The 16,405-nt window shown below is 34.7% G+C and carries 15 protein-coding genes; 10 read left to right on the forward strand and 5 right to left on the reverse strand.

Features of this window, described 5'->3' with window-relative positions:
* The first annotated feature begins 278 nt into the window (after window positions 1–278).
* From ULVI_RS09635 to ULVI_RS09660, 6 genes are all read left to right on the forward strand, one after another.
* Window positions 279–647, forward strand: coding sequence for a S24 family peptidase (locus tag ULVI_RS09635; RefSeq protein ID WP_082830834.1), 369 nt, complete (start codon window positions 279–281; stop codon window positions 645–647).
* Window positions 644–1,906 carry a Y-family DNA polymerase gene (locus ULVI_RS09640; protein ID WP_068592210.1) on the forward strand — a complete coding sequence of 421 codons (1,263 nt, stop codon included), beginning with the start codon at window positions 644–646 and terminating at the stop codon, window positions 1,904–1,906. The genes ULVI_RS09635 and ULVI_RS09640 overlap by 4 nt, the downstream gene beginning before the upstream one ends.
* Before the next feature lie 494 nt (window positions 1,907–2,400).
* Window positions 2,401–4,308 (forward strand): molecular chaperone DnaK, encoded by a 1,908-nt coding sequence (gene dnaK, locus ULVI_RS09645; RefSeq protein ID WP_068592212.1) that lies wholly within the window; start codon window positions 2,401–2,403, stop codon window positions 4,306–4,308.
* Window positions 4,309–4,694: 386 nt separating this feature from the next.
* Complete coding sequence (locus tag ULVI_RS09650; RefSeq protein WP_068592214.1) at window positions 4,695–5,600, forward strand: hypothetical protein; 906 nt, start codon at window positions 4,695–4,697, stop codon at window positions 5,598–5,600.
* Between the two features lie 261 nt (window positions 5,601–5,861).
* On the forward strand, window positions 5,862–7,124 hold the full coding sequence (locus ULVI_RS09655; protein ID WP_068592218.1) for a carboxypeptidase-like regulatory domain-containing protein: 1,263 nt from the start codon (window positions 5,862–5,864) through the stop codon (window positions 7,122–7,124).
* Between the two features lie 127 nt (window positions 7,125–7,251).
* Complete coding sequence (locus ULVI_RS09660) at window positions 7,252–8,103, forward strand: bile acid:sodium symporter family protein (RefSeq protein ID WP_068592220.1); 852 nt, start codon at window positions 7,252–7,254, stop codon at window positions 8,101–8,103.
* A gap of 420 nt (window positions 8,104–8,523) precedes the next feature.
* Here the strand turns inward: ULVI_RS09660 and ULVI_RS09665 are convergent, their stop codons facing one another.
* Both ULVI_RS09665 and ULVI_RS09670 read right to left on the reverse strand, forming a co-directional pair.
* Entirely contained in the window at window positions 8,524–9,234 is a 711-nt protein-coding gene (locus tag ULVI_RS09665) for a leucine-rich repeat domain-containing protein (RefSeq protein ID WP_068592222.1), read from the reverse strand.
* A 104-nt stretch (window positions 9,235–9,338) separates the two neighbouring features.
* Window positions 9,339–9,977 carry an alpha/beta hydrolase gene (locus ULVI_RS09670; RefSeq protein WP_068592224.1) on the reverse strand — a complete coding sequence of 213 codons (639 nt, stop codon included), beginning with the start codon at window positions 9,975–9,977 and terminating at the stop codon, window positions 9,339–9,341.
* A gap of 42 nt (window positions 9,978–10,019) precedes the next feature.
* Between ULVI_RS09670 and ULVI_RS09675 the strand changes: the two genes are divergently transcribed.
* The 3 genes from ULVI_RS09675 to menD are packed head-to-tail and all read left to right on the forward strand — an operon-like array spanning window position 10,020 to window position 13,205.
* On the forward strand, window positions 10,020–10,439 hold the full coding sequence (locus ULVI_RS09675) for a PaaI family thioesterase (RefSeq protein WP_068592226.1): 420 nt from the start codon (window positions 10,020–10,022) through the stop codon (window positions 10,437–10,439).
* A gap of 1 nt (window position 10,440) precedes the next feature.
* Window positions 10,441–11,508, forward strand: coding sequence for an isochorismate synthase (locus ULVI_RS09680; RefSeq protein ID WP_068592228.1), 1,068 nt, complete (start codon window positions 10,441–10,443; stop codon window positions 11,506–11,508).
* Window positions 11,509–11,540: 32 nt separating this feature from the next.
* Window positions 11,541–13,205, forward strand: coding sequence for a 2-succinyl-5-enolpyruvyl-6-hydroxy-3-cyclohexene-1-carboxylic-acid synthase (gene menD, locus ULVI_RS09685; protein ID WP_068592230.1), 1,665 nt, complete (start codon window positions 11,541–11,543; stop codon window positions 13,203–13,205).
* On the opposite strand, the gene ULVI_RS09690 is transcribed toward menD, so the two are convergent.
* Window positions 13,189–13,587, reverse strand: coding sequence for a hypothetical protein (locus tag ULVI_RS09690; RefSeq protein ID WP_068592232.1), 399 nt, complete (start codon window positions 13,585–13,587; stop codon window positions 13,189–13,191). The two genes, menD and ULVI_RS09690, sit on opposite strands and share 17 nt — an antisense overlap.
* A 290-nt stretch (window positions 13,588–13,877) precedes the next feature.
* Between ULVI_RS09690 and ULVI_RS09695 the strand changes: the two genes are divergently transcribed.
* On the forward strand, window positions 13,878–14,708 hold the full coding sequence (locus tag ULVI_RS09695; protein WP_068592235.1) for a CvfB family protein: 831 nt from the start codon (window positions 13,878–13,880) through the stop codon (window positions 14,706–14,708).
* Window positions 14,709–14,749: 41 nt separating this feature from the next.
* Here the strand turns inward: ULVI_RS09695 and ULVI_RS09700 are convergent, their stop codons facing one another.
* Both ULVI_RS09700 and ULVI_RS09705 read right to left on the reverse strand, forming a co-directional pair.
* Window positions 14,750–15,193 (reverse strand): hypothetical protein, encoded by a 444-nt coding sequence (locus ULVI_RS09700; RefSeq protein WP_157632603.1) that lies wholly within the window; start codon window positions 15,191–15,193, stop codon window positions 14,750–14,752.
* A gap of 35 nt (window positions 15,194–15,228) precedes the next feature.
* Entirely contained in the window at window positions 15,229–16,356 is a 1,128-nt protein-coding gene (locus ULVI_RS09705) for a C1 family peptidase (protein ID WP_068592240.1), read from the reverse strand.
* Window positions 16,357–16,405: the final 49 nt, after the last annotated feature.

Here is a 16,405-nt window from a genome sequence, read left to right on the forward strand (position 1 = left end):
GAATTTTGCTTAATTCAAAGATAGTATTTTCTTATACAGGAAAGAAAGAAGAAGAACGCATTTCTACGGGAAAAAAGAAGAGGTGTATCCATAGAGTTTAAAAATGAAAAGGCAATGATGTGAAGTTGGAAGAAAGGGTAATACCTCATGACGAAGAAGGAGTTTATCGGTCTAATAAATATGTAAACATGACACGAAAGTTTCATAAATGAAAAATCATGTTCATATCTTTTATTGGAAATATTCCATAAATATGGAAATAATCCTATTTTTGTAATATGAATATAACTGCATCAGGAAAATTACAAAAAGTACAAAGTCGACACACTGCAGAAGTGTCAAAACAGACAGGGTTTCCCAGTGCTGCAACGCATTATTTAGAAGCACCTATCGATCTTCATAAAGAATTGATTTATAATCAGGATGCTACGTTTTTTATTCGGGTGGACGGAGATGCTTATAAAGAGTTTAAAATTTTAAACAAAGATGTATTAATCGTAGATCGATCACTTTCGCCATCGCAAAATCGATTGGTATTAGTTACCGAGAATGGTACGTTTAAAGTTAAACGAGTCGTCACCCAAACAGAGGAAGAAACGTGTATTTTTTGGGGAGTAATTACGTATATAATACATAATGTCTTATGATTGCAATGGTAGACTGTAATAGCTTTTACGCTTCGTGTGAGCAAGTATTTCGACCAGACTTGCAAGGCAGACCTATTGTGGTTCTTAGCAATAATGATGGGTGTATTATCGCAGCTAACAAAGAGGCGAAAGCGATTACCAATATTCCTATGTTTGAGCCAATTTTTAAAATAAAGGACCAGTTAATAAAGAATAGGGTTGTTTTTTTTTCTTCAAATTATACGTTGTACGGTGAAATGTCACAGCGGGTGATGAATATTTTAAACACTTTTTCGCCTCATGTAGAGGTGTATAGCATCGATGAAGCTTTTTTGGAGTTAAGCGGAATGAAGTATATTTCTTTGCAATCGTATGGACACACTATAAAAGAAACCATCTTTAAAAATACAGGGCTTCCGGTAGGTGTAGGAATCGCCCCTACGAAGGTATTAGCAAAACTTGCCAATAGAATTTCAAAAAAGGAACCAGAAAACAATCATGTATTTGTGATAGATTCTGAAGAAAAACGATTGTACGCTCTTAAGTGGGCAAAAATTGGAGATGTGTGGGGGATTGGCCGAAAGCATGCGGAACGGCTAAAAAATATTGGGGTGTTTACTGCGTATGAATTTACACAGATTTCTTTAGCTTGGGTTCGTAAAGAAATGACGGTAGTGGGAGAACGTATTTGGAGAGAGCTTAAGGGAGAACCGTGTATAGAGTTTACAACTATGCCTAAACCTAAAAAGGGGATTGGTACAGCAAAGTCTTTTGGAAAAAAATTAGAAGACCTAGAGCGTATTGAAGAAGCTTGTGCTTATTATATCAGTGAAGTAAGTGAAGTGTTGCGGGCTCAAAAATCCTGCGCTACTTATATTCAGGTATTTATTATTACGAATTACCATAGTGAGGTGGATAAACAATACTCAAACAGTCGTACGGTCACGCTGGATATCCCAACTAACGATACGTTTACTTTAATTTCTGAAGCAAGAAGAGCATTGCATTTAATTTATAAACCTGGATATCGGTATAAAAAGGTAGGAGTAACTTTAAGCGGAATTATTCCCCAAGAATATGTACAGGGTAATTTGTTTGTAAAGCCTTCTAAATTAAATAAAGTAGAACTCATTAATACCTTTGATAGGATCAATGCTAAATACGGAAAATCTACAGTAGCTTCGGCAATGATCGGTACCCGCATGAGCGAATGGGAGTTAATTAAAAAAGAACGAAGTCCGAGGTTCACTACACAATGGAGTGAATTATTAACGATTTGAAATAGGGATTTATATCGGCCTTAAAACAACGTAGGAACACGAATTTATCGGTGTATTTGGTTTAAAAGAATTGTTATGTGTAAAAAGCATGCTTGTTGAAGTTCCGTTTATAGTGAATAAACTAAAATAAAATGAAAAGGTGATTATCAAATTGATTTTTTTCTTTTGAAGAAAGGGTGAAAAAAGCGGTTTTTTAAATTCCTGATATCTTTATTTACTATATAATATAAACTCCCAAAAGTCTTTACAACACGAATTGCTGGGTGAGGGTAATTCTAACTCATGCAATAGTTAGTTCGCAAGAGGGATAGAAGCAGGCTACCGTGTAGCGCGGATAGCCCGACCCGAAGGGGCTTGCCCTATCTAAAACTGCCAATAGAGAGTTGTTTATGTTTCAGTTTCTGCCAGCCTGTCAGTCTCTTTTGCTTGGCATAATGATTGACTTATAGAGAGCGTAAGTAAAAATTGAACATCAAAATATAAACTATAACATTATGAGTAAAATAATTGGAATCGACTTAGGTACAACCAACTCCTGCGTTGCTGTAATGGAAGGTAGCGAGCCAACGGTTATTCCTAACGCCGAAGGAAAAAGAACGACACCCTCTGTGATCGCATTCGTTGAAGGCGGAGAGATTAAAGTGGGGGATCCTGCAAAACGACAAGCGGTAACCAACCCAACGAAAACGGTTGCATCGATTAAGCGTTTTATGGGGAACAAATATTCGGAGTCTAAAAAAGAAGCCGATAGAGCTGCTTATGAAGTAGTAAAAGGAGACAATGATACCGCTCGTGTTAATATCGACGGGAGAATGTATACGCCTCAGGAATTAAGTGCGATGATTCTTCAGAAAATGAAGAAAACCGCTGAAGACTATTTAGGACAAGATGTAACTCGTGCTGTAATTACAGTGCCTGCATACTTTAATGATAGTCAGCGTCACGCTACAAAAGAAGCGGGTGAAATCGCAGGATTAAAAGTAGAACGTATTATTAATGAGCCTACAGCGGCTGCATTGGCATACGGATTAGATAAAAAAGACACCGATCAAAAAATTGTAGTATTCGATTTTGGTGGTGGTACGCATGATGTATCGATCCTTGAACTAGGAGACGGTGTATTTGAAGTATTGTCTACCGATGGTGATACACACTTAGGTGGTGATGATGTAGATGAAAAAATTATTGACTGGTTGGCAGATGAATTTCAAGCGGCTGAAGACATGGATCTTCGTAAAGACCCAATGGCGTTACAACGTTTAAAGGAAGCTGCTGAAAAAGCGAAGATCGAATTATCATCTTCTGCACAAACAGAGATCAACTTACCGTATGTAACTGCAACGGCAAGCGGACCAAAGCACCTTGTTAAAACATTAACTCGTGCGAAGTTCGAACAATTGATCGACGATTTAGTAAAAAGAACGATAGAGCCTTGTCAAACTGCATTAAAAGCGGCAGGATTAAAAACAAGTGATATCGATGAGATTATTTTAGTAGGTGGTTCTACACGTATTCCTGCAGTACAGGAAGCGGTAGAGAAATTCTTCGGAAAAGCACCGAGTAAAGGTGTAAACCCAGATGAGGTTGTAGCAATTGGTGCTGCGATTCAAGGGGGTGTATTAACTGGAGATGTTAAAGATGTATTGTTACTAGATGTAACGCCACTTTCTTTAGGTATTGAAACGATGGGTAGCGTAATGACGAAACTGATCGAAGCAAATACTACCATTCCTACAAAGAAAAGTCAGGTATTCTCAACCGCGGCAGACAATCAGCCAAGTGTAGAGATCCACGTATTGCAAGGAGAGCGTCCTATGGCAAACGACAATAAGACAATTGGTCGTTTTCACCTAGACGGAATTCCACCAGCACAACGAGGCGTACCGCAAATTGAAGTTACTTTCGATATTGATGCCAATGGTATTATTAAAGTAAGTGCTACCGATAAAGCGACTGGAAAATCTCAGGATATTCGTATTGAAGCTTCTTCTGGACTTACTGAAGAAGAGATCAAGAAAATGAAGCAGGAAGCAGAAGCAAATGCAGAAAGCGATAAAGCGGCTAAAGAAACTGTTGATAAAATCAACGAAGCCGACGGAATGATCTTTCAAACGGAAAAGCAATTGAAAGAATTTGGTGAAAAATTATCTGATGATAAGAAAAAACCAATCGAAGATGCTTTAGAAGAATTGAAGAAAGCGTACGAAACGAAAGACGTTGCTCAAATTCAACCTGCGTTGGATAAGATCAATGAAGCGTGGAAAACAGCTTCGGAAGAAATGTACAAAGCTCAGGCTGATGCACAAGGTGCTCCAGGACCTGATGTTGATACAGAGGCGAATGCTTCTACTGAAGAAGAAGGAAGCGACGTGGAAGACGTAGATTTCGAAGAAGTAAAGTAAGCAAGAAGTTGGTTTTGCGATAGCAAAACTCTACGTATCGCTTATCCCGAGCTTGTCGAGGGATCTTTACGCCAAATTATATACATATTAAAAACGCTCTACAGCAATGTGGAGCGTTTTTTATTGTAGCTTATAGATGGGTAATTTCTATATTTTTAAGTAAATAAATTGTATTCAATTCTTCTCGTAAAAATTTGAAATATTACCGAAACTAGCGATATTTCTACATAAAAGTATGAGTTTCTCAAATTTGATTTTTTCAATTCATCTTTCTAAAGTGTAAGAGGATTCTCCAAAATCTTGCATTAAAAGATTGAGCGATTCTGTAGTGTCTGTAACATTAATTAATTTTTTGTAAATTAGTTTACACTCAAAAAAAATCATTTATGAAGCTGACTATCACTTTTTTACTTCTGTTTCCGATATTATGTATGGCGCAAAATAAATCTAAAATATCTGATGCAAAAGAAGATAAATCCCAAAGAAATTCTAACACAATTAGTGTAAATACTAATTCTCCAACAAGCAGCGATACCAACATTGTGACTTTAGAAATTAGTGGAATACTTGATTCTAAAGATGTGATTATAACGGGGCCTATTGGCTGGGAAACTAATATAAATGAATTTCGTCAAGGTGCTGATCGTGTCATGCGGGTAAAAGGAGGAACTACTATGGAATTACCTTTTATTTTTGAAACATCTAATCCTGACAATATAAGGGCTATTCAAAAATGGTATGCTATGAAAGATACTCGTCAGAAACCAACTCCAAAAAACATGGTAATCTCTGTCGCGAATTCAAATGGCAAGATTATAACTAACTATAAATTATTTAGTTATATACCCACACAAATACGTACCAAAAATGAGGGGCGAACATCATTTACGTTTGAAAGTAGTAAAGAACCCGACTTAAAACTCGCTGTTGATATTCCGGATGATTTTGGTTCCGCTTCATTATATAGTTCCACTAAAAATAAGCTAGTAGAAATTAGTGGTGTTACACATTCTAATTTTAAACCAGTCGTTGAAATTGATTATTCAGAAAAAATTATAACCTTAGAAATGTCAATCCGCGAGGGTAAAGGTTTAACCACCTTCGTTAAGAACAGTGCAAATGGTATTAGCGACCAAAGAGTCATGAAGATATCTCAGCTGTCAAGAAATGGAGCACAAGTGGTATCTTCTGAAAGCTTTACCGAAATACTCCCCTTTAAATATGAATTATTCTTTGAATCTGATTTAAGTATAAAGGCAAGAACATCATTTAGGTATGTAGACAAAAAATAATTTGTACAACAGAACGTATCAAGTTTATACTGCACTCATATAAGTAAACCTCATTTTTTAAATAATCGCTCTTGTTATAAATATATTATAGCAACATATTTTTGTGCTCTTTTAGTAAAATTAGCCAAGCAATAATTAAATTTTACTTAGCTTGATGGGAATTTGTGGTTGCAAATTGTTATTGATACGATTATGTTGTACTTTTTAGATTGCATAAAGATTTGTGCATCACCTTCTGCTATATCCAAAAACAACTGTGTTATGAAAAAAATAAAATTCCGAAGAAATCTTACTTTTTTGTATTATTTCATATTTCTTGTTTTCTTTATTCCGAAAACGGGCGCGCAGGAGCTTGAAAATTTTAGAGAATATTCTGGTACGGTTGTAAATGCTGTTACAGGCGATCCGGTAGAGGCTGTAAGTTTAACCATAAAAGATCATAACATTAGTACCATCACAAATACCGACGGAGCATTTACTCTTAAAATTCCAAATGAAATTACTTCGGAAGTATTACAAATTGCAGATTTGGGGTTTCAACTGAAGGAGATTTCGTTATCTCAGCTTTCACAGGATATTGAAATTCGTCTTACGCCAGCGATCACTACATTACCCGAAATAAGCATTTTAGGATATAAAGATGCTGAAGCTTTAGTTCGCAAATTATTCAAAGAAAAAGATAATAGTGATATAAATACTCCGTTACTTATGACGGCTTTTTATCGGGAGACTATAAAACGACGAAATCGCGATGTTTCATTAACAGAAGCCGTTGTAAATCTTTACAAGCAGCCTTACGCTTCTTCAAAAAAAGATATGATCGAATTGCATAAGGCCCGAAAAAGTACAGACTATAAAAGGTTAGACACAGTAGCACTAAAACTTCAGGGAGGCCCTTTTTCAACATTGTATTTGGACATGATGAAATATCCAGATTTCATTTTTACAGATGAATCGATCGACTATTACTCATTTAATTTTGAACCTAGCTCTACAATAAATGGAAAACCAGTATATGTAATTGGTTTTCAACCCAAAGTAGAAGATGGACTTCCAAGTTTTAAAGGAAAGCTTTTTGTGGCATCAGATCAATTGGCATTGGCAGGTGCAGATTTTTTTATGGAATTAGGAAATACTGATGAGGCAAGTAAAATCTTTGTGAAAAAGAAACCTAGAGATATTATTGTAACCCCAAAAGAAGCCACCTACCATATAGACTATCGGGAAAAGAATGGCAAATGGTATTATGGCTACGGAAGTGTTTCGTTATCCTTTAAAGTGAATCAAAAAGGAAAGCTTTTTAATTCTAATTATACTATTTCTTCTGAAATGGCGGTAACCGATTGGAAACTTATTGAAGAAAATCAGAAGCCAGAAACAAAAATGAAACCAACTGTTGTAATGACCGACGAAAAATTTGGGTTTGCAGACCCCGATTTTTGGGGACTTTATAATGTAATAGAGCCCGAGAAATCGATCGAGTCTGCAATTAATAAAATTCAACGGAAGTTAAAGCGTCAATAAATATAGTACGTTATAGATGCATTGCTTATAAATTAAAATAATGCTTGTTACAACGTCACAATAAGTAACGTTTATTTAATTCCAATAAATAATTAATACCTTTCGGCTGCTAACTAAAAAAGTTTCCATGGATACTATTTCAACGATCATATTAGCAGGAGGGCTTATTGTTATCATGCTTGGCATGGGATTAAGTTTACGATCTGAAGACTTTAAACGTATTTTTTTATATCCTAAAGCTATTTTTATTGGTTTAATAAATCAACTTATTTTTCTTCCATTAATTGGTTTATGTATTGTATTATTATTTCCACTTCAACCTGAGATTGCTGTAGGAATATTAATTCTATCTGCTTGCCCAGGAGGACCTACTTCTAATTTAATTACACATTTAGCGAAAGGAGATTTAGCACTTTCGGTTACACTAACAGCTTTTAGTAGTCTAATCACAATTTTGACAATTCCATTTATAGTTAATTTTGCCTTGCTAAATTTTTATAATGAAGGAACAATTATAGAATTAGATATATTTCAAACCATAGCGCAAATAGCAATTATTGTTGTGATTCCAATATTAATAGGAATGTTTGTTAGAAATAGAAAAGAAGAATTTGCAAATAAAATGGGAAAGCCGGTGCGTATTGCTTCAGGAATTTTGCTAATCGTTATTATTGTCGGAATTGTATTAAAAGAGCGCGCACATTTCGCATCTTATTTTGAACAAGCTGGTCTAGCAACACTTGTTTTAAACATAGCTACTATGCTAGTAGGGTATATAACAGCAAGAATGTTTCGTGTAAAGAAAGAACAGTCTATTTCTATTGCTATAGAATCGGGGATTCAAAACGGAACACTTGCTATCACTATTGCGGTAATATTGTTAGGGAATTCTGCATTTGCAATTGCACCAGCAGTGTATAGCTTATTAATGTTTTTTAGCGGTGGACTTTTAATCTATTGGGGAAATAAACAGACATAAAATTTACAACTCATCATTTCAATCTTTCTAGATTTATAGCTTTTACATTGTAATTATTTGAGAGGGTATTTGTTCCGCGTACCTTGAAAATAGTTAACTACCAGATCTATAAAATATTTGGTAGGTTTTAAAGTAATGTTTACAGTTTACTATAACCAAGAAGCGACCCCTTGTGGGAGTCGCTTCAACCAAATAAATCAATTATTAACTAAATAACAATTAACTTTCCTTTTTCGCTATAGGAGCGATAATTTTTTATATAGAAACAAAATATATTTCTAATTATGGTACAATATTATTAAAAAGATACTTGGTTGCAATATCCTTTACGTTAAATTTAACGTTATTTAATGTACTTATAACGAAAACATTTTTAAATGTTAAAAATATAACAGGTGGTTATATACTTAAAAAAGGAAATTAATTTTCGTCATCTGGTGTTTCGATAGCGATCACTGAATTGCCAACTTTTTGAATGGCAGGTTTTTCTAAATCCAATGCTACGCCAGAGTTGGAGAGCATTACAATAGAAAATATGTTTGTATTATCGAAGTTGTTTTCTGCAATCATAACCTCTCGTAAGCTTTGTGTTGTCGCTAGATCTTCTGGTAAAGAACCATATAGTTTATTATCGAACACATTAAATACAATAATGTTTTTTAAATTATTTAATGAATAAGGTAAAGTGCCAGTTAATTGGTTACTGCTTAAATGTAATTGCTTTAAATTAACTAAATTACCAATCGAGCTAGGGATAATTCCAGTTAGAAAGTTTCCATTAAAAGCTAATAATTCTAATTTAGTTAATTTCCCAATAGATTCTGGTAAGCTTCCGCTAATTTCATTAAATGAAAGTTCTAATACTTTTAAATTTTCAAGATCGCCAATAGATGCAGGTAGCGTACCTTTTATTTTATTAAATAAAAGACTAATACCCGTTACTGTATTATTCTCAACTGTAACCCCTTGCCAATTTTCTACAGGTTCATTGAGCTCCCATGTGTTGACCCAATTTTCACCATCGGTGGCAATATAAAAATCAATAAGAGCTTGTTTTTCTTTTTGAGGAACTTCTGCATACATAAGTGTGGAAGCTAATAATGCAACAAGGGTAAGTAGTGTGTTTTTCATAATTTGGAGGCTAAGATTATTCTTACAATTTAATGTAAAATAAAGCGTTTTACCTCTAAAGAACAAATATATTCGATGAAATACACAAATTTGTAGTAATTTTATTACGCTATTTCATTAATGTAGGCTACGTTAACTTCATGTACACCCTTAAATACGCGAATTTCCAAGCGGTCTGAGAACAAATGAGTTGCTTTTAAAGATTCTTCTGTTTTTTTAGCTTCTGTTATATATTCATCGTTATCTCCATACAAGTAGGTAACCGTGGTAGTAGTATCTAAATGAGTAAAATTCTTGGCGGTTAACTCTATGGGTATTCCGCCCGAATGAAGAACTAGGTGATTGCACAAAATTTTTCTGCTTGCTATCCAACGTGTTGCGATCGATACTCCTTGAGAATACCCAAGAATAATAAAACGAACGGGTTGCTTTGTAATAGTGGTTTCATAAACTCGGTCAATATACTCGAGTACATTATTTGTTTCAGTTTTAGTGTTTTCTTTAGTTAACCAGCTTGCACCTACATGTTTAAAGTTTTTACCTTGATAATATTTAGACGGAGCCTGAGGAGCCACAATGTAGTTTTCTTCAGGATTTAGATTAGAAAAATAACGAATAAAATACCGACTTAAATATCCCATTCCATGAAATACCAACCAGACATTCTTAGTTTTATCGGTATAATTATTTAATTCTGAATAGGTATTAGTAGAAGTATAAGAAACTTGCTTTTCTGAAGCCATTGTATTTGGGGTTTTGTATTTTTACAAATGTAAACGAAACCTATGAAGTATTCTAAATCTGAAATTCTTGATGCATGTAAAAAAATGTGTAAGAACACTTTAATGGAAACATTAGATATTGATTTTATTGATGTTACAGACGATACTATCGTGGCGAGAATGCCAGTAACTCCAAAAGTTCATCAGCCAGACGGTGTATTGCATGGCGGTGCAATGGTTGCATTGGCAGAAAGTGTAGGAAGTGCGGGAGCTTTTATTTTTTTAGATTCTAAAAACATAAATATTCGCGGCATTGAAATTTCTGCGAATCATGTAAAAGGGGTTCGAGATGGTTTTGTATATGCAACGGCACAGGTTCTTCATAGAGGTAGAACGACACAATTATGGCATATAAAGATTACAAACGAAGAAGGAGCACTTGTATCTATGGTAAAATTAACAACTCTTACGCTTCAAAAATAATATGAATTACAACTCTTTAGTGCAGCAGGTTGAAAATCATTATAAAGATCGTAAACCATTCGTACTTTTTTGTCCACCAGAAAGTGATAATATACAAGTGTATCTTCAAAAAGATAGTACTTTGTATACAACGAACGATTTTTCAGAAAATGGTTTTGTATTTGCTCCTTTCGATTTTAATGGAGAAGCAATTTGCATGCCCGTTTCTAAATGTGACTGTAGTGAAGTTTCCTTTCAGAAAGAAACTATTGAAGAATATACAATAACAGCTTCTGAGGACCATATAGAAAAAGAAGCCTACCTCGAGTTAGTTCGTGCGGCTATGACTGAAATTAGTGGAAAAAAGGCTAAAAAAATAGTTACTTCTCGACCTCACACTCTTAATTCTAAACCGTTACAATTATCACTTTTATTAAAACGATTATTGCAATTATACCCCGGAGCTTTAAGGTATATATGGTTTCATCCTAAAACCGATTTATGGTGTGGTGCCACGCCCGAAACATTATTAGAAACAAACGGAATTTCGTTTAAAACAATGGCACTTGCTGGAACTCGAAAAATTAATGAAAAAAGGCCGCCCGATTGGACTCATAAAGAGATCGATGAGCAACAATTGGTTACCGATGCCATAGTGCAGAGTTTACAACGGGTCACTTCTGTTGTACGCCTCTCTAAAACGTATACTCAAAAAGCAGGATCTCTCGCTCATTTAAAAACAGACATAACGGGCGTATTAAAAAATGGTAAAACAAATCTTGCAACCATTGTTGGGACCTTACACCCAACACCTGCAGTTTGTGGAACTCCTCAAAAGAAAGCCAAATCTTTTATTCTTGAAAGAGAGAAATACCAAAGAGAATATTATACGGGTTTTTTAGGGCCAATCGATCAACTTTCTCAGAGCGGACGACTATTTGTTAATCTACGATGTATGAAGATTACAGATACCACAATAACTATTTATGTAGGTGGAGGAATTACTGCCGCATCGATTCCAGAGGATGAATGGAATGAAACACAACATAAACTTGGCACTATGATGCAGGTAGTACAACCAATGCTTTAATCTTTCTTATTCTCTTCGTATTTTTATAGCCTATGACTTTTTCTAATAAAGTATTGTCGCAAACAATTACCCAACTTTGCTTAATCAAAGAGATTGATCACATTGTTATTTCACCTGGTTCTCGAAATGCACCGCTTACCATAGGTTTTACAGAACATCCCGAATTTAAGAACTTTAGTATTATCGATGAACGTTGCGCCGCTTTTTTTGCAATGGGAATGGCACAACAACTAAAAAGACCAGTCGCATTAGTATGCACTTCTGGGTCGGCATTACTAAATTATTACCCTGCAATCGCAGAAGCCTTTTATAGCAATATTCCCTTAGTAGTGATCTCTGCCGATCGACCACAACACTTAATCGACATAGGTGACGGACAAACAATTAGGCAGGAGAATGTGTACGCCAATCACATTTTGTACAGTGCCAATTGTATGGAAGGAACGGAACATCAAATTAAAAACGAAACTGAAATAAATATCGCCCTAAACACTGCTATTGAATTAAAAGGTCCTGTGCATATTAATGTTCCATTTTCTGAACCTCTTTATCATACTACCACAGAACTTTCGGTACGGCCACAACATGTGCCAGCAAGATTAGAAAAAAATACGATCGACCTTTTAGAAACAAAATTATTAGATACTTGGAATGCTGCAAATCGAATTATTGTTTTAATAGGTGTGTTAGATCCTGAAAGTATCGATGAAGATTCACTAGAAAAATTAGCAAAAGACCCCAGAGTGATTGTATTTACTGAAACGACCTCTAATGTATATCATGAGAATTTCTTTCCAGCAATAGACCAATTAATAGCCCCGTTAAATAACACAGACTTCGAAAGATTACAACCAGACCTTTTACTTACGTTTGGAGGAATGGTAGTTTCAAAGAAAATAAAAGCTTTTCTTCGAACCTATAAACCAAATAAACATTGGCATGTGGATATAAAACGTGCGTTCGACACTTATTTTTCACTTACGGAACATATTAAATTAAACCCTGGTGATTTTCTTAAAGCCTTTTTGCCCAAAGATATTCAACATACTAGCACTTATTTTAAAACCTGGGAACAAGTAAAAATACACCGCCTTAAAAAACATGAAACCTATTTAAACTCGATCCCATTTTCAGATTTAAAAGTTTTTTCTGAAATAGTAAAAAGGTTGCCAGATGCCATACAGCTTCAGTTAAGCAATAGTGCTACAATTCGTTACGCACAATTGTTTTCAATTAAGCCATCAATTAAAGTATTTTGTAATAGAGGAACTAGTGGTATCGACGGAAGCACTAGTACTGCGGTTGGAGCTGCTTTTATAGCTTCAGAACAAACGGTTTTTATAACAGGAGATCTTAGTTTTCTCTACGATAGTAACGGACTTTGGAATGCTTATATTCCGAAACATTTCAGAATAATCCTAATAAATAATGGGGGAGGAGGTATTTTCAGAATTCTTCCGGGAGCTAAAAAAGTAAGTCAGTTCGATACTTTTTTTGAAACAAAACACAATTTTTCAGCCAAACATCTTTGTGAGATGTATGATTTTAGATATGAACATGTAAATAGTTTGGAATCACTTCAGAAATCTTTAGCAACTTTTTTCGATGCCTCTGATGTTCCTAAATTATTGGAAATAGATACTTCTAAACAGAACAATGATGAAATACTAGTAACTTATTTTAGTGAAGTACGGTAGTGGATTTTGAAATTAATTGATCTGCCCAGATTTTAGCTTCATCGAAAGTAGAAAATGAGAGAATAGGTTTTTTAAAGAAGTTTTCTTCAAGCTTTACAGATTCCTGCGCCATTTTTGTATATCCTACTACAGCAATTCCTTTTAAGTTAGGAAGTCTTTCCAAATATTTATAATCGATAGGATTAACCGCATAGTTATTTATTCTATGAGAAATATATACCATTGGTCTAGATCCAACTTCAATTAGAGAACGGGTTAGTAAAGAAATACTTGATTTAATAGTTACCAATACATCTGGGTTTGCTTCAAAAACGACGATATTTTTGCAAATTGTAACTGTAGCTAACTCTGATTTTATAATTTTTGGAAATTTCTTGCTCACGATTTATTAATGATTTGGTTAATTCGGCTGGCAAAAGTAGGAAAAATCTTATATCGAGCTACTAGGTAATTTTTATCTCGTGTATTATTCGACGAAAAGCTGTTATTTTCCGAGTAAGAACAAAATTATCGAGTGATTTCTTCTAGTTTTGTGTTTTAATTATAAATTTCTTGTGCTTTATTTTAGAAAAATTTTGGAGCAGCTAAATTTTCATGATAAAATAAATGATGTTTTTTTTCATCTTATAGAAGAATGGTATTTTCCTTTTCTGAAAGTTGTACCTTTGTAAAATGATTCAATTAGGACAATACAATACCCTTGTTATATTAAGAGAAACCGAGCCAGGCCTATATCTTGGTGATGCGGAAGGAAATGAAATATTGTTACCACACAAGTATAAGCCCGAAACTTTTGAGATCGGTGATGATATAGAGGTATTTGCCTATTTAGATAACGAAGAAAGACCTATTACGACTACATTAACGCCGTATGTTACCCTTAATAATTTTGGATATTTACATTGTAGTGATGTAACAGAATTTGGTGCTTTTATGGATTGGGGTCTAGAGAAACAATTATTTGTTCCTTTTAAAGAACAGGCCCGTCCCATGAAAATAGGGAACTGGTATATTGTTTATTTATATCTTGATGAACTAACAAATAGATTGGTGGGTTCAAGCAAAACAAACCGATATTTAAATAATGATACCGTAACTTTAGCACAATTCGATAAAGTAGATATTTTAGTTACACATCTTACAGATTTAGGGGCGAATGTGATTATTAATGGTGTACATAAAGGGCTAATTTTTATTGATGATATTTTTGAAGACATTCGTACCGGAGATCGAATGAAGGCCTACGTTAAAAAAGTACGTGATGATAACAAGATCGATGTTGTATTACAACCTCCGGGATATAAAAGTATAGAGCCCAATGCAAATTTTATCCTTGAAGAATTACAAGCTGCAGGGGGATACTTAGCATTGCATGATAAAAGTGATCCCCAAAAGATTAAAAATGAATTGGGAATGAGTAAGAAAAGTTTTAAGAAAGCAATAGGGACACTTTATAAAGACAAGCAGATTGTTATTAAAGATGACGGTATAGAGCTACTTTAATAAAACGAATAAAAAAATCTTAGTTCTAACTTACTAATTAATTAATAACCCCTATTAACCCTGTAAGGAGCACATCGCGCACAAATACCGTAAGGTGGGCAGTCGCCCAATAAGTCTAGTCCTCGTACTTCTTTGTAAACACTGTTATCTACACCACTTGCGGCATCATCTGCATATCCACTAAATCCATTTAAACCATATACCTTAGCATTCACCGGATTAATTTCTACTTTACTACTAATAAATTTTCGGGATTCTCCTATTGCGCCAACCATATCTACTGGTTGCCAAAAAGTGGTTCGGGTCATTAAATTAAAGGTGGGTAATTTTTCAGAAAAAGCAGGTCCTTTTTCTAAACTGAAGTTAGTAAGCGATTCTATATCGGGTAATGCGTCAGCTTCAATAGTGAAATAACGAGTGTCAAAGTCGTATTGCGCTAGTGCAAAAGACGGAAGTAATAGAAGTAAAAGAAGCAGTTTTTTCATTGAAATAAATGTAACAACAAATGAACCAAACATGACTATAGGCTTAATTTTTTTAGAGTACTCTTCGGAATAGCATCTTTATGTACAGTTATACTAATCGCTTTCAGTTTCATATATGCTTCGCTGAAGTAAACAAATCCACCGTTAGCATTTCTAGACTCATCTGTGCCCCAACTATTTTTAACCTTATAATACTTTATACCGTTTTGGTCGCGTAACATTCCAGTAACGTGCATTAGATGATCATCGGTGGTATCGAAACTCTCAAACTTATCTTGTCGATATTCTTGTGATATCATCATTTCTGGATAAACGCCTTGCAATGCTTTAATATTGTTTTCTGAATGCTTCGGAATAACCGCTACACCATCTTTTGAAGAAAAAGTGCGTTCACTTACATCGCAATCTAGTTCTACCGTATACCCCTTCTGAAGCGCATGATCTATCGTTGCAATCATTTCATCGAGAGGAACGTTATAAAAACTTCCGTAGCTCCAATTATCGGGAATGTTCAAAATAAATTCAGAATAAAAAGGCGCATGTGTAAATGAAGTTACCGAAACATAATCATCAGGATTGATTTTGGTCATTTTTAAAAAACTCTCAGGGGTATATTGAACACCTTCAAAAGAAAAAGACATTGCGTTTTTATTTGTCCCAAGATATACGTCTAATACAGCATTTACAGCCGTCCGCCATTTTTTACTGAGCTGTTTTCCTGGATTGTCAATATATGTGTCTAACATTGCATTTAATATAGCGACTAACTCTGCATGATTGTGTTTTGTTTCTGAAACTTCTAATCCACTATAAGCACTTTGAGGTACAAGACCAAACTCAGCAACAGAATTTAGTACATCGTGTGCCAATCCTCCTTCACTAAATTGAGCCTTACCTTGTCGCATCACGTAATTGTCGGCTTTTTTCGGGTACGTATGGCGTACTGTATACATTTCAGATAAATCGATTTGCTTTCCGGTGAGCCTTATAATTTCAGACTCCAGAAAAGAAGAAGTAGAGAAACTCCAACAAGTACCAGTACGTCCTTGACTAATAACAGGAGTAGCCTCAAGGTCGATTTCGGTAGTAAATGTATAAGGTTGTTGTGCAGAGACAGTAATTGAAATCATAAAGATTCCGAAGAGAAAGAAAAGATTTTTCATTGTATAAGAGTATAAAATGTGTGCATTCGAGGGAATTAGTATCTTTGGC

The sequence above is a fragment of the Cochleicola gelatinilyticus genome, from assembly GCF_001637325.1.
Classification (GTDB): Bacteria; Bacteroidota; Bacteroidia; order Flavobacteriales; family Flavobacteriaceae; genus Cochleicola; species Cochleicola gelatinilyticus.